This is a genomic window from Pseudomonas allokribbensis (assembly GCF_014863605.1).
GTDB lineage: Bacteria > Pseudomonadota > Gammaproteobacteria > Pseudomonadales > Pseudomonadaceae > Aquipseudomonas > Aquipseudomonas allokribbensis.
In genome coordinates, this window is sequence record NZ_CP062252.1 from 6315470 (window position 1) to 6329095 (window position 13626).

Below are 13626 nucleotides of genomic sequence, written 5' to 3' on the forward strand. Positions count from 1 at the left end.
GATCGATCCAACACGTCGAGTTTCAGAAGGATCACATTGATTGCCAGACATTCTGGTTCTGGACTCCCTCTTGTCTGATTTGCTCACACAAAAAGAAAACACGCTAGTTCAGCACCCAGATGGCAGTTACATCTTTGGTGCGATCCCCGACATGCCAAAATTCGGCTTGCCAGGTGGGAAGATTTATTTGCGAATAGGTATTCACCGCCGAGCGAATAGTGGTTTTGGCGTAGTACACATATGGGAAGCGCACAGAGCCGATTTGCTCAAGCATGGTTGCCAGACTGTCGATGGGGTAGCAGCGATTGTTGCGAAAATGATCGTCCCAGGAGCGCAAATCTATTGCGAGTTCAAAGAACAGCGATGTGGAAACAGGGTCGCGGTACTGAGAACATCCATGGGAACACTGATTCTTGAACCGCGACACGAGCGCGCCACAGGATTTGGTTACTTCGTGGTGACTTGGTACGCGCAAAAGCGCGCACATGGCACGTTGGTGGGACAAATACCACGAGCATCATCCAACCAGAAATAAAAAAGGCGTCCGAAGGACGCCTTTTAAATATTTTTTGAGGAGTAGTCGCAGCGATTCTTTAGCTCCCGGTTTTAAAGCCATGGGTTCAGAATCCGACAGGCTATCCCGTCGTCACTACTTCAGAGAAACCAGCTTTCTCTGCTGCCAAAAATGCGGGGGAGCTTTTGCTGGTGCTCAGTCCCGACGAATGCGCAGTTGCAGTCCTCGAACGGGATGATCCGTCAATGCCGGCCGAGAGTCAACGCTCCAATTCAGGGAAGCAGTGACACTGCCGTCAGGTCTTGATACGTCTTGTAAACCTCAATTCATACACTGAAACCCGGCTCAACTACCCTTCAAAAACCCGCAGGAAGCGGCCCCCGATTCAACCCAAGGAATGACCATGTCCCTCGCCATCGTCCACAGTCGCGCCCAGATTGGCGTGGATGCTCCCGCCGTCACCGTCGAAGTCCACCTGGCCAACGGCTTGCCCTCGTTGACCATGGTTGGCCTGCCCGAAGCAGCAGTTAAGGAGAGCAAGGATCGGGTGCGCAGTGCGATCATCAATTCCGGGCTGCAGTTTCCGGCGCGGCGGATCACGCTGAATCTGGCCCCGGCGGATTTGCCCAAGGATGGTGGGCGGTTCGATCTGGCGATTGCGCTGGGGATCCTGTCGGCGAGTGTGCAGGTGCCGACGCTGACGCTGGATGACGTGGAATGCCTGGGTGAACTGGCGTTGTCCGGCGCGGTGCGGGCGGTGCGCGGGGTATTGCCGGCGGCACTGGCGGCGCGCAAGGCCGGGCGGACGCTGATGGTTCCGCGGGCGAATGCCGAAGAAGCGTGCCTGGCATCAGGGCTGAAGGTGATCGCGGTGGATCATCTGCTGGAGGCGGTGGCGCATTTCAATGGGCATACGCCGATCGAACCTTATGTTTCGGACGGGTTGATCCATGCCACCAGACCCTATCCCGACCTGAATGAAGTTCAGGGTCAACTGGCCGCCAAGCGGGCGCTGCTGATAGCGGCGGCGGGTGCGCATAACCTGCTGCTCAGCGGGCCACCGGGAACGGGCAAGACGTTGCTGGCCAGTCGATTGCCGGGGTTGCTTCCGCCTCTGGCCGAGAGTGAGGCGCTGGAAGTTGCAGCGATTCAGTCTGTCGCCAGTGGCGCCCCGCTCACCCATTGGCCGCAACGGCCCTTTCGCCAACCTCACCATTCGGCCTCCGGACCGGCACTGGTCGGGGGTAGCTCAAAACCTCAGCCCGGCGAAATCACCCTCGCCCACCACGGCGTGCTGTTTCTCGACGAACTCCCTGAGTTTGATCGCAAGGTACTGGAGGTTCTGCGCGAACCCCTGGAGTCCGGGCATATCGTCATCGCGCGCGCAAAGGATCGCGTGCGCTTCCCCGCACGTTTTCAACTGGTCGCGGCGATGAACCCGTGCCCTTGTGGATATCTTGGCGAGCCAACGGGGCGTTGCTCGTGCACCCCGGACATGGTGCAGCGTTATCGCAACAAGCTGTCGGGGCCGTTGCTCGACCGGATCGACCTGCACCTGACCGTTGCAAGGGAAGCCACTGCATTGAACCCGGCAATCAAACCAGGCGAGGACAGTGCCAGTGCAGCGATTCAGGTCGCCGAAGCCCGGGAGCTACAGCAAAAGCGTCAAGGCTGCGCCAATGCATTTCTGGATCTGCCGGGGTTGCGCAGACACTGCAAGTTATCCACAACCGATGAACACTGGCTGGAGTCTGCATGCGAACGGCTGACACTTTCACTGCGTTCGGCGCATCGGTTGCTCAAGGTTGCACGGACACTGGCCGATATAGAGAAGGTTGATGCCATCTCCCGCGAACATCTGGCCGAAGCGCTTCAGTATCGCCCAGCGACGCAATGACGGGATGGACAGGCTGTTTGCAAGTGGTCTGTGCCGGCTGAAAATAAAGTCCGCGCACGCTGATAGCCATTAGCCAAGATGTGATATAACGACGGCGCTCTTCATCAGGCACCAGAGCCTTTAGTTAAAAGCTCAAACTTTAAAGCAATATAAAATGGAGGCGGCACATCATGGAAAAGATCTCTTCAGCCCACCGGGCGCAATATACTTGATCAATTAAAATCGTCATGATACGGCAGACTTAAAACAACTGCCGATGACAGATTTCAATGGCGAACGCGCCAAGACAATATCAATCAATTAATTGTCCACGCGCACCTAGCTGATCCAACTTTGTTTTGCCACGGCAAATTTTATAAGTACCAGTCAATAATGAAAAACGTCTATCTGATCAGCAATGTCACCCGTGGCGGCAAAACATACCTCGAATACCTGATCCCTGCGCTCAATGCCCTACGCAACACCTACAACTGCATCGTCCTGCAAACAGACAAGACGGGGCTGAGCCGGCAAGAGGCAGAAGAGATCCTCGACTACCCGGTTCAGCAGGTAGGTGTAGAAGAGATTTCGAACCTGGAATCACAAATCGTCATTTCAAACGACGCCTGGGTTGGCCGCCTGCTCGACGATTCGAACTTTGGCATCTTCATGACCCACGGCAATATCGGAATGCCGACCAAGGACAAGTATTACTACGCCGAACTGACGTCCTATTGGGACGTGGTCATTGCTTCATCCCGATCAGGTTTTGACCTGATCAAAACCGGCCTGCAACGCTACAGACCCGACAGAAAAGCCCTGAAATCCCTGATTGCCGATGGCATTGCATTGCGCACCGACATGCGCAAGACAAGTCCGGTCGCGACGTTGCCAATCAAGGTCCCCCGATTCTTCGAGTCCGCTCCGGTGTCGAACAAGGCGTCGGGGGACTACGTTGTCGGGCTGTTGCCGACCCAATTGGGCATTTGCCCAAGTGGCGCATCGCTGTACGAAAACCTGCAAACCGTGATCAATGCCGTCAGGTCACAGATTGCACATGCCCGGTTCATCCTGCGTCCGTACATGGCCGACCTCGAGCATCCAACCCTGAAGGACCTGTGCAAACAGCTCTCTGTGTATGACTGGATCACCATAGACGAGCCAGGCACCAGCAGCACGGTTTTCTACCAGCAGTGCGACACCATCATTACCGACGCCTCGACCGGTGGTGTTTCGTTCATGCTCAACTCGTGCAAGTTGCCAATCTATTACGTTCCGACCTCCGATGAATGCAATCCGATTGTCGACGCCTGGCTGCAACAGATGAATAACCTGCTGCCCATTGCGAAAAACGGCGACGAACTAAAAGAGTTGGCACTGGGCTTCAGCCTGATGTCCCCCGACGACAATTACTTTATATACAAGAAGTTCTACGAAACGCAGTACCGCAACTTGCCGTTGCCGCAGGATGTGTTTCATGACTTGATCGAAAACAAGCATGATTCGATGTTCTGCCAGTTAACCATCGACTCCTTTGGCAATATCAAAGAACGTGACTGAACACAGATAAAGCGCGTTGAACCTGCAGCAAGGTTCAACGCCATTTACCCACACGGAACACTGGTCAGAATGCTATGAAATGTGACCCTCGCGCGCAGGTGATATGGATTACGGGCCTTTCCGGCGCCGGCAAATCAACGCTGGCCGGTGAGCTCGTTGCCCGTCTGCGTAGCGATGGCCAATCGGTTGTGATGCTCGATGGCGATGAATTGCGCGAGGTGTTCGGCGCCACCGCCGCCAACTCGCAGAACCATGGCCGTGAAGGTCGACTCGCGCTGGCCATGCAATACGCCCATCTCTGCAGAATGATCGCGGCGCAAGGCCACACCGTGGTGATCGCGACGATCTCGCTGTTTCGTGAAGTTCATGCGTGGAACCGCGCCCATCTGCCCGGTTATTTCGAGGTTTACCTGAAAGTACCGGTAGAGGAACTCAGCCGCCGGGATCCCAAGGGCATCTACCGTCGGTTTCATGCCGGTGAACTGAACAACGTTGCCGGACTTGACCTGCCCATTGATGAACCGCAAGCGGCGGACTGGCTGGTTGAATTCGACCCCCTGCGCTCCGGGCAAAGCCTGGCAGACGATTTACTCAATAAAATTTATACAAGGAATCTGGTATGAAAACCGAATGGGATTACACCACCCTGGCCGACGCCTATCTGAAGCGTCCTGACTACGCCGATGCCGCCATCGACGCGATGCTCTCGATCGCAGGTGCCGAACAGGGTGACAAGTTCTGCGACGTGGGTGCTGGCGTTGCCCACCTGACGCTGATGCTGGCCGCTCGTGGCCTGGACGTCACCGCCGTGGAGCCCAACGATGCGATGCGCGCCAACGGCATCAAGCGCACCGCCGAGCTGGCCAATGTCAAATGGCACGAAGGCACCGGCGAAGTGACCGGTCAGGCGACCCAGGCGTTCGACATGGTCACCTTCGGCAGCTCGTTCAACGTCTGCGACCGCCAGCAGGCCCTGAAAGAAACCGCGCGCATTCTCAAGCCTCGTGGCTGGTTCGCCTGCATGTGGAACCACCGCAATCTCGAAGACCCGATCCAGGCCCGGATCGAAGCCATCATCAAGGAGCGCGTACCGGGTTATGGCTACGGCACCCGTCGCGAAGACCAGACGGCCGTGATCGACGCCAGCGAACTGTTCGGCCCGGTCGTACACCTGGACGCCCGTGTCATTCACGAGCAGAGCATCGAAGAATGCCTGGAAGCCTGGCGCTCCCACGCCACGCTGGAGCGTCAGGCCGGTGCAAACTTCCACGAAGTGATCAGCGCCATCGACGATTACCTGAAAGGCCTGAAGACGCCTTCGATCCAGATTCCGTACTCGACGAACATTTGGGTCGCTCAGCTGAGATAACGCCTGATGGCCCTGCATTTCTCTACCAAGGCCGGCACGCTGTCCAGCCTGCAAGGACGACTCGCGTCGGCCCGCATTGCGCCGCTGCTGGCATTCACCGTGGCGGACTGGCAACGGGATCGGCAAGCCTGTGTCCAGGCTATCCGGGGGCGGCTACCTGCCGCTCCCTGGATCGTGCGTTCCAGCTGCGGACGCGAGGACAGCGCCCAGGCGTCCTTCGCGGGCGCCTTCCTGTCGATCCCGGATGTCGATGACACAGGGCTGGCCTCGGCGGTTGAACAGGTCATCGCCAGTTATGGCGAGGTGTATCCGTCGGACGAGATCCTGGTCCAGCCCATGCTGGGGAATGTGCTGCGCTCCGGCGTGGCGTTTTCCCACGACCCCAACACCTGCGCGCCGTATCGGGTGGTGAACTGGTCGGAAGGCAGCGACACGGCCTCGGTGACCGGTGGCATGGGCGGTCGGCTCTGGCAGCAGGCGGCCCACAGTAAGGTTTCAGCGCCCGCAGCGCTCGCGCCTGTGGTCGGCTTGCTCGAAGAGTTGCTGGAGCTGTTCGGTGGCGGGCCTGTCGACTGCGAGTTTGCAGTCACCCGTGAAACCGAAGGCGAAGTGCTCTGGCTGTTACAGGCCCGGCCGCTGATTCTGCCTTCCCGTCCGGAATCCGATGCAGAGCAGTCGGCCCGCCTGGAAAGCATTCAGCGCAAAGTGGCGCGCGGCATGCGGCCACATCCATTCCTGATCGGCCAGCGCACGGTCTATGGCGTGATGCCTGACTGGAACCCGGCCGAGATCATCGGTATCCGGCCCAAACCGTTGGCACTCTCGCTGTACCGGGACCTGGTGACCGACTCCATCTGGGCCTATCAGCGTCACAACTACGGCTACCGCAACTTGCGCAGCTTTCCGCTGATGCCGCATTTTTTCGGCCTGCCCTATATCGATGTGCGCTTGTCGTTCAACTCCTTCATTCCGGCAGACCTTGATGAAGATCTGGCCGGGCGGCTGGTCGACTACTACATCGATCGGTTGCTGGCGGAACCGACACTCCACGACAAGGTGGAGTTCGAGATCGTGTTCTCGTGCTACACCCTGGATCTGTCGCAACAACTGGAACGCCTCGCCGATGCAGGCTTCCAGCCCCACGAGCTGGACGCGATCAGCACCAGCCTGCGCAAGCTGACCAACCGTATCGTCCACCCCAAGGACGGTCTGTGGCGCAGCGATGCCAACAAACTCGATGTGCTCAATGCCCGCCGCGATGAGTTGCTGGCTTCCGATGCCGATCCGCTGGAGCGCATTTACTGGCTGCTGGAAGATGCGAAACGCTACGGCACCCTGCCCTTCGCCGGTCTGGCGCGCGCCGGCTTCGTCGCCGTGCAGATGCTCAGGTCGCTGGTGTCCGTGGGCGTGTTTTCGCAGGCAGACTACGATGCGTTCATGGCCGGTGTTTCCACCGTCAGCGGGCAATTGGCACGCGACCGGGCGACGCTCGACAAGACGACTTTCCTGGCGCGTTACGGGCATCTGCGACCGGGCACCTACGACATCCTTTCACCCCGCTACGATGAAGCGCCGGAGCTTTATTTCGACTGGACTCAACGTCCAGCCGCTCCGGAACCGCTTCAACCGTTTTCGCTGACGCTGCCACAGATGCGCGAGATCGTGAAACTGCTCGAAGCCCATGGCTTGCAGCCCGATCCGGTCGGTTTGCTGGACTTCCTGCAAAACGGTATCGAACTGCGGGAACTGGCCAAGTTTCACTTCACCCGCAATCTCTCCGACGCGCTGGCGTTGATTGCGCAAGTCGGTGCCGAGCACGGCATCGGTCGCGAAGACCTGGCCTATTGCGATATCCGCGCCTTCACCGAATTGCACGTGGCGGCAGCGGATCCGAAAGAGGTGCTGCTGCGCAGCATCGAACAGGGCAAGGCGCGCTATGCCGAGACGCTCAAGGTCTCCCTGCCGCCGGTGATCACCCGACCGGAAGATGTCTGGAGTTTCGAGTGGCCGGAAACGGCGCCCAATTTCATCACCCAGAAACGCGTGACCGCACCGGTGGTGCTGTGCGACGACCGGGACAAACTCGCCGGGGCGATCGTCTGCATTCCCAACGCGGATCCGGGGTTCGACTGGCTGTTCGCCTACCCGATTGCCGGATTGATCACAGCGTGGGGCGGTGCCAATTCGCACATGGCGATCCGTGCCGGCGAGCTGGGCTTGCCGGCCGTCATTGGTGCGGGGGAAGTGCTTTACCGGCGCTGGTCAACCGCAGATTTCCTGCACCTGGATTGCCCGGGCCGCCGGGTGGAGATGATGACATGAAGGTTGTCGCCGTCAGTCAGCGAGTGGACAGTCATCCGGAACGCGGAGAAACCCGTGATGCGCTGGATCAGCGACTGATCGGTTTCCTTCTGGCAGCCGGTTTTGTCCCGGTGCCAGTGCCCAACGGTTTGCCGCTCGATCACTGGCTGGCGGCTGTCGCGCCACACGCCATTGTGCTGTCGGGGGGCAATGACATCGGTCAGTGCCCGGCCCGCGACCGTACCGAAAGCGAGTTACTGGATCACGCGCGCGCGCGTCAGTTGCCAGTGCTGGGCATTTGTCGCGGCATGCAGATGCTGGCGCACTGGTCCGGCGGCGAGCTGAAACCGGTCACCGGTCATGTGCGAACCCGGCATCAGTTGTCCGGCCGGATCGTCGCCGAAGTGAACAGCTATCACGGCCTCGCTCTTGCCAGTTGCCCGCAGGGGTTTGAAGTCATGGCCCGCAGCGAAGACGGGGAAATCGAAGCCATCCGCCACCTTCAGCTGCCGTGGGAAGGCTGGATGTGGCATCCGGAGCGCGAAGCGGATTTTGCCTCCCACGATCTTCAGCGAATCCGGCAGTTGTTCGGCGAACCCCACTCCTCTCAATAACCCACGGGATAGACGTGTTGTGAAAGCCATTATTCTGGCTGCCGGACGTGGCAGTCGCATGAAAAGCCTCACGGATGAGCGGCCCAAGTGCCTGGTCGAGTTGCGGGGCAAACCCCTGCTCGAATGGCAGCTGGAGTCCCTGCGCGCGGCCGGCATCAGTGAAATCGCCGTGGTCACCGGCTATAAGCGTGAGTTGCTGGCCGACCGTGGCCTGATCGAGTTTCACAACCCGCGCTGGGCTGACACCAACATGGTGTCGTCACTGGCCTGCGCCGAATCGTGGCTGCAGGGGCAGCCGTGCCTCGTGAGTTATTCCGATATTTTCTACAGCCCGGCGGCCGTTCAGTCGTTGATGGCCAACACGGCATCACTGGCGGTGACCTATGACCCCAACTGGCTGGAACTGTGGACGCAACGTTTCGGCGACCCGTTGCTGGATGCCGAAACGTTCCGCCTGACCGACGCCGGTACGCTGGCGGAAATCGGCAACAAGCCGCAATCGGTGGACGAAGTTCAGGGCCAATACATGGGACTGCTGCGCTTCACCCCCGAGGGCTGGGCAGAGGTCGTTCGGCTACGAGCCGAACTGCCCCCGGAACAACGCGACAAGATGCACATGACCAACACGCTGCAGCGCGTCATCGATGCTGGCCAGGTTCCCGTCGAAGCCGTTGCCTACACGGGTGAATGGGGAGAGGTCGACTCCAGCGAAGACCTCTCCGCGTACCAGTAAGCGGGTACGCCCTCTCAGCGGAAGCGGTCGACCTCTTGGCGCAGGTCGGCCGCCAGGCTTTCCAGCTCCTTCGCCGTAATGGCCAGGTTCGACACCACCTCGCGCTGCTCGCTGTTGGCCATCGCGATGCTCTGCAGATTGCTGCTCAACAACGTCGCGGTGCTGCTCTGCTCCTGAGTCGCGGTGGTGATCGCCGCGAACTGCTGACCCGCCGAACGACTCTGCTCATCGATCCGCGCCAGCGCCGACGCGACGTTGGCATTGCGCGACAGGCCTTCCTGCATCAGCACGTTGCCCTGCTCCATGGTGCTGATGGCGTTGCCGGTTTCCTGCTGGATGCTGTGGATCATCCCGGAGATTTCGTCCGTCGCCTGACGCGTGCGCGACGCCAGATTGCGGACTTCGTCAGCCACCACAGCAAAGCCGCGACCCTGTTCACCGGCACGGGCCGCTTCAATCGCAGCGTTGAGTGCCAGCAGGTTGGTCTGTTCGGCAATCGAGGTGATCACGCTGACGATGCCGCCGATTTCCTGGGAGCGCTGACCGAGCGTGTTGATTACAGTTGCGGTGGTGTTCAGCGCGCCGGCAATCTGTTCCAGCGAGGACGACGCTTCTTCCATCGAGCTGCGACCGATCTGGGTCTGCTGGGCATTTTCCTGGGCCAGACGCTGAGTGTTGCCCATGTTGTCGGCAATGTTCAGCGAGGTGGCGGAGAACTCTTCAACCGCACCCGCCATGCTGGTGATCTCGCCGGACTGCTGCTCCATGCCTTCATACGCGCCCCCGGACAAACCGGACAGCGCCTGCGCACGGCTGTTGACCTCTTCCGAAGCGCGGCGGATGTGCTCGACCATGGTCGACAGCGCCTGGCTCATCTGGTTGAAGGCACGGGCCAACTGACCGATTTCATCGTTGCTCGACACGTTCAGCCGCACGCTCAGATCGCCGGCACCCAGGGCTTCCGCCTGACGCACCAGATCACCCAGTGGTTGCAGTTTGCTGCGCAGCAGCCACACCGCCGAACCGACCGCAATCAGCATCGCCAGCAGGCTGCCGATGGCCAACTGGATGCCAACGCTCCAGGTCACTTCGCGGATCTCGGATTTCGGCATGCTCGCCACCACCGACCACGGTCCACCCTCGAACGGTACGGCGATGCTGTAGAAGTCTTCGGACTTGTCGCTCCAGAACCGGCCCTTGCCCGGCGTCTTCGCCAGACCGTTGACCACCGGTACCGCTTGATCCGGCGCCTGCACGCCCGCTGGCGCAACCAGCCATTTATTCTGTTCGTCCAGCAGCGCCAGGGAGCCACTCTGGCCGATGCGGAAACGCTTGAGGTTATCGAACTGGGCGTTTTGCGCGTCGGTGTAATCGAAGCCGACGAACAACACCGCGATCACCTTGCCGCTGCTGTCACGCACCGGGGTGTACTGAGTCATGTAGGAGCGATCAAACAGCAGCGCACGGCCGACGTAGCCCTGCCCCGCCATCAACTTCGCATAAGCCGGGTGAGCGTGATCGAGCAAGGTGCCGATGGCGCGGGTGCCATCCTGTTTGGTCAGCGAGGTGCTGACCCGCACGAAGTCTTCGCCGCTGCGCACGAACAGCGTGGCAACGCCCGCCGTCATCTGCTTGAACTCGTCGACTTCCTTGAAGTTGTTGTTCAACACTTCGCTGCCCAGGTGCAGGCCCGGGGTCTGGGTGCCCGCCACACTGACCGGCTCGCTCGGGTGAATGCTCAGGCCCGCGCTGAAGCGCTTCTCGAACAACCCGCTCAGGCGCTGGGTGCTTTCACGCAGCGTGCCGTGGAAGGTGCTCAACTGGTCGGCGAGCAGACGTGCCTCGCTGGCCAGGTGTTCTTCACGTGTGGCGAGGTTGGCGGTGTCCAGCGAACGCAGGGCGAACACCGTACTGCCACTGATGACAACCGCCAGTATCACGGCGAGCGCGAGGCCCAGCTGCGAGGCGATCCGGGCGCGAGGTTGAGACATGGACAGCTCCTGGCCGAGTCTGCGGATCCTCCCTGATCGCGGCTCGGAAAATTCTAATAATGGGGGTGAAGCCTGGAACCGGCACGACGGTCCCACTTGCACGTATTCGGCGGTAAAGCCGAATACTTGAGTGCACAGCGGGGTTATGGCCGAAGGCCGGCATTGTGGCGGCTCGAACGTTTCAGCTCAAGCGCGTGACCGGCGGCAACACCATGGCGTGGACTTCGCCTTGCAGGAAGTCGCTGAGCCGGCGCAAACGTTCACCTCCCGGACGGGTCTTTGGCCACACCAGGTAATAATTAAGCCCGCTGGCAACTGCCGTCGGCCACGGCAGACTCAAACGCCCTTGCGCGACATCTTCGGCCACCATCAGCAAATCACCCATCGACACGCCATAACCCCGGGCCGCCGCGATCATCCCCAGTTCCAGGGTATCGAACACCTGCCCGCCCTTGAGCGATACCTGATCCGACAGTCCCATGTGCTCCAGCCAACTGCGCCAGTCGCGGCGATCCGGCGTGGGGTGCAGCAATTCAGCGCTGGACAGTCGTGCCACATCCCAGGGCTGGTCGTGCAAAAGACTCGGGGCGCCCACCGGAATCAGCTCTTCCGGAAACAGCAGGCTGGCCTCCCAGTCCGGCGGAAAATGCCCGTCGCTCAGCAGCACCGCGCAATCGAAAGGTTCGTTGTTGAAGTCCACCGAATCCACGTCCATCCAGGCACTGGTCAGTTGCACTTCATTGCCCGGCTGCAAATGGCGAAAGCGACTGAGCCGCGCCAGCAACCAGCGCATGGTCAGGGTCGACGGGGCCTTCATGCGCAGGATGTCATCTTCGGCGCGCAAGGTATTGCAGGCTCGCTCCAGGGCGGCGAACCCCTCGCGGATGCCCGGCAGCAGCAGGCGCGCCGACTCGGTCAGTTGCAGGTTGCGCCCGCTGCGGTGGAACAGGCGGCAGGCGAAGTGCTCTTCGAGTGTGCGGATATGCCGGCTCACCGCACTCTGAGTGATCGACAACTCCTCGGCTGCCCGGGTGAACGAACTGTGGCGTGCCGCCGCTTCGAATGCGCGCAGGGCATACAAGGGTGGAAGGCGACGGGACATGTACAGCGCTCCAATGGCGGGATTGCGCCAACTTAGCAGAATTGTTCCTGGATGAGTTTTAATCATGCCACCCATCCTTTTTATCCCTTTGTGCAAGCCGCGCCAAACCTTGAGAATCGACGGTCTCTTGCTCCCTCTTTTATACGGATGTGAACACCATGCAGCGTCCTGTGCGTACCGAACTCTGGGCCATCCTGCGGCTGGCGGGGCCGTTGATTGCCTCGCAGTTGGCACACATGCTGATGGTACTGACCGACACCTTGATGATGGCCCGCCTCAGTCCCGAAGCGCTGGCGGGCGGCGGTCTGGGCGCGGCGAGCTATTCGTTCGTGTCGATTTTCTGCATCGGCGTGATCGCGGCGGTCGGCACCCTGGTGGCGATCCGTCAGGGTGCCGGTGACATTATCGGTGCCGCGAAACTGACCCAGGCCGGACTGTGGCTGGCGTGGCTGATGGCGCTGGGTGCCGGGCTGCTGTTGTGGAACCTCAAACCGGTGCTGTTGCTGTTCGGCCAGACCGAGACCAACGTCAACGCCGCCGGGCAGTTTCTGATCGCACTGCCGTTCGCCCTGCCCGGCTACCTGAGCTTCATGGCCTTGCGCGGCTTCACCAGTGCCATTGGTAGGGCGACACCGGTGATGGTCATCAGCCTCGCCGGCACCGTGGCCAACTTCCTGCTCAATTACGCGCTGATTACCGGCATGTTCGGCCTGCCGAAACTGGGGCTGACGGGCATTGGCCTGGTCACGGCGATTGTCGCCAACTGCATGGCACTGGCGCTGGCGTGGCATATCCGTCGGCATCCGGCCTACGACGCTTACCCGCTGCGTGAAGGTCTGTCGCGGCCAAACCGGCAATACCTGAAAGAACTCTGGCGTCTAGGTCTGCCGATTGGCGGCACCTACGCGGTGGAGGTCGGATTGTTCGCCTTCGCAGCGCTGTGCATGGGCACCATGGGCAGTACGCAACTGGCAGCGCACCAGATTGCCCTGCAAATCGTCTCAGTTGCGTTCATGGTGCCGGCGGGGATGTCGTATGCGATCACCATGCGCGTCGGCCAGCATTACGGCGCCGGGCAATTGAACGATGCGCGGATGTCCGGGCGGGTAGGAATCGTCTTCGGTGCCGTGGTGATGCTGGGGTTTGCGATGGTGTTCTGGTTGCTGCCGAATCAGCTGGTCGGTTTGTTCCTCGACCATAACGACCCGGCGTTTGCCGAGGTGATTCGTCTGGCCGTGAGCCTGTTGGCGGTGGCGGCGTGGTTCGAGCTGTTCGACGGCACGCAGACCATTGCCATGGGCTGCATCCGCGGACTCAAGGATGCCAAGACCACGTTTCTGGTCGGGCTCGGTTGCTACTGGCTGATCGGCGCGCCGGCGGCGTGGCTGATGGCGTTCCATCTGCATTGGGGACCGACCGGCGTCTGGTGGGGACTGGCGCTGGGGCTGGCGTGCGCGGCGATCAGCCTGACGCTGGCGTTCGAATGGAAAATGAAGCGGATGATTCGTCTGGAGCCCGCACCCTCAAAGCCGTTCGCAGTCGCCCAGCCTGAATAGGTGTTTCCCC

The 13626-nt window shown here is 60.4% G+C and carries 11 protein-coding genes; 9 read left to right on the top strand and 2 right to left on the bottom strand.

Annotation, left to right across the window (positions count from 1 at the left end):
- Positions 1–40: 40 nt before the first annotated feature.
- The 8 genes from IF199_RS29145 to IF199_RS29180 all read left to right on the top strand — a co-directional run bounded on the left by IF199_RS29145 (position 41) and on the right by IF199_RS29180 (position 8967).
- Positions 41–535, top strand: coding sequence for a hypothetical protein (locus IF199_RS29145; RefSeq protein WP_244142420.1), 495 nt, complete (start codon positions 41–43; stop codon positions 533–535).
- Between the two features lie 382 nt (positions 536–917).
- Positions 918–2411, top strand: a complete 1494-nt coding sequence (locus IF199_RS29150) for a YifB family Mg chelatase-like AAA ATPase (protein WP_192559282.1) — start codon at positions 918–920, stop codon at positions 2409–2411.
- A 333-nt stretch (positions 2412–2744) separates the two neighbouring features.
- A complete protein-coding gene (locus IF199_RS29155) occupies positions 2745–3950 on the top strand; it encodes a hypothetical protein (protein WP_244142421.1) in 1206 nt (401 codons plus the stop codon).
- Between the two features lie 74 nt (positions 3951–4024).
- Complete coding sequence (locus tag IF199_RS29160; RefSeq protein ID WP_096817323.1) at positions 4025–4573, top strand: adenylyl-sulfate kinase; 549 nt, start codon at positions 4025–4027, stop codon at positions 4571–4573.
- A complete protein-coding gene (locus IF199_RS29165) occupies positions 4570–5319 on the top strand; it encodes a class I SAM-dependent methyltransferase (protein WP_096817321.1) in 750 nt (249 codons plus the stop codon). The genes IF199_RS29160 and IF199_RS29165 overlap by 4 nt, the downstream gene beginning before the upstream one ends.
- Before the next feature lie 6 nt (positions 5320–5325).
- The gene (locus IF199_RS29170) at positions 5326–7641 is read left to right on the top strand and encodes a PEP-utilizing enzyme (RefSeq protein ID WP_102620721.1); all 2316 of its coding nucleotides are present in this window, start codon (positions 5326–5328) and stop codon (positions 7639–7641) included.
- On the top strand, positions 7638–8234 hold the full coding sequence (locus IF199_RS29175; RefSeq protein ID WP_192559283.1) for a gamma-glutamyl-gamma-aminobutyrate hydrolase family protein: 597 nt from the start codon (positions 7638–7640) through the stop codon (positions 8232–8234). Before IF199_RS29170 ends, IF199_RS29175 begins: the two co-directional genes overlap by 4 nt.
- Before the next feature lie 19 nt (positions 8235–8253).
- Positions 8254–8967 carry a phosphocholine cytidylyltransferase family protein gene (locus IF199_RS29180; protein ID WP_192559284.1) on the top strand — a complete coding sequence of 238 codons (714 nt, stop codon included), beginning with the start codon at positions 8254–8256 and terminating at the stop codon, positions 8965–8967.
- A gap of 14 nt (positions 8968–8981) precedes the next feature.
- On the opposite strand, the gene IF199_RS29185 is transcribed toward IF199_RS29180, so the two are convergent.
- On the bottom strand, positions 8982–10958 hold the full coding sequence (locus IF199_RS29185; RefSeq protein ID WP_102620718.1) for a methyl-accepting chemotaxis protein: 1977 nt from the start codon (positions 10956–10958) through the stop codon (positions 8982–8984).
- 181 nt (positions 10959–11139) lie between these two features.
- Positions 11140–12060 carry a LysR substrate-binding domain-containing protein gene (locus IF199_RS29190; protein WP_192559285.1) on the bottom strand — a complete coding sequence of 307 codons (921 nt, stop codon included), beginning with the start codon at positions 12058–12060 and terminating at the stop codon, positions 11140–11142.
- 158 nt (positions 12061–12218) lie between these two features.
- Here IF199_RS29190 and IF199_RS29195 point away from each other — a divergent pair, with 158 nt between their 5' ends.
- Positions 12219–13616 (top strand): NorM family multidrug efflux MATE transporter, encoded by a 1398-nt coding sequence (locus tag IF199_RS29195; protein WP_096817311.1) that lies wholly within the window; start codon positions 12219–12221, stop codon positions 13614–13616.
- Positions 13617–13626 lie beyond the last annotated feature (10 nt).

Excerpts from the sequence above, each read along its gene's own strand:
- IF199_RS29150 (WP_192559282.1), top strand. The coding sequence starts at position 918 with ATGTCCCTCGCCATCGTCCACAGTCGCGCCCAGATTGGCGTGGATGCT.
- IF199_RS29160 (WP_096817323.1), top strand. The coding sequence starts at position 4,025 with ATGAAATGTGACCCTCGCGCGCAGGTGATATGGATTACGGGCCTTTCC.
- IF199_RS29165 (WP_096817321.1), top strand. The coding sequence starts at position 4,570 with ATGAAAACCGAATGGGATTACACCACCCTGGCCGACGCCTATCTGAAG.
- IF199_RS29170 (WP_102620721.1), top strand. The coding sequence starts at position 5,326 with ATGGCCCTGCATTTCTCTACCAAGGCCGGCACGCTGTCCAGCCTGCAA.
- IF199_RS29175 (WP_192559283.1), top strand. The coding sequence starts at position 7,638 with ATGAAGGTTGTCGCCGTCAGTCAGCGAGTGGACAGTCATCCGGAACGC.
- IF199_RS29185 (WP_102620718.1), bottom strand. The coding sequence starts at position 10,958 with ATGTCTCAACCTCGCGCCCGGATCGCCTCGCAGCTGGGCCTCGCGCTC.
- IF199_RS29190 (WP_192559285.1), bottom strand. The coding sequence starts at position 12,060 with ATGTCCCGTCGCCTTCCACCCTTGTATGCCCTGCGCGCATTCGAAGCG.
- IF199_RS29195 (WP_096817311.1), top strand. The coding sequence starts at position 12,219 with ATGCAGCGTCCTGTGCGTACCGAACTCTGGGCCATCCTGCGGCTGGCG.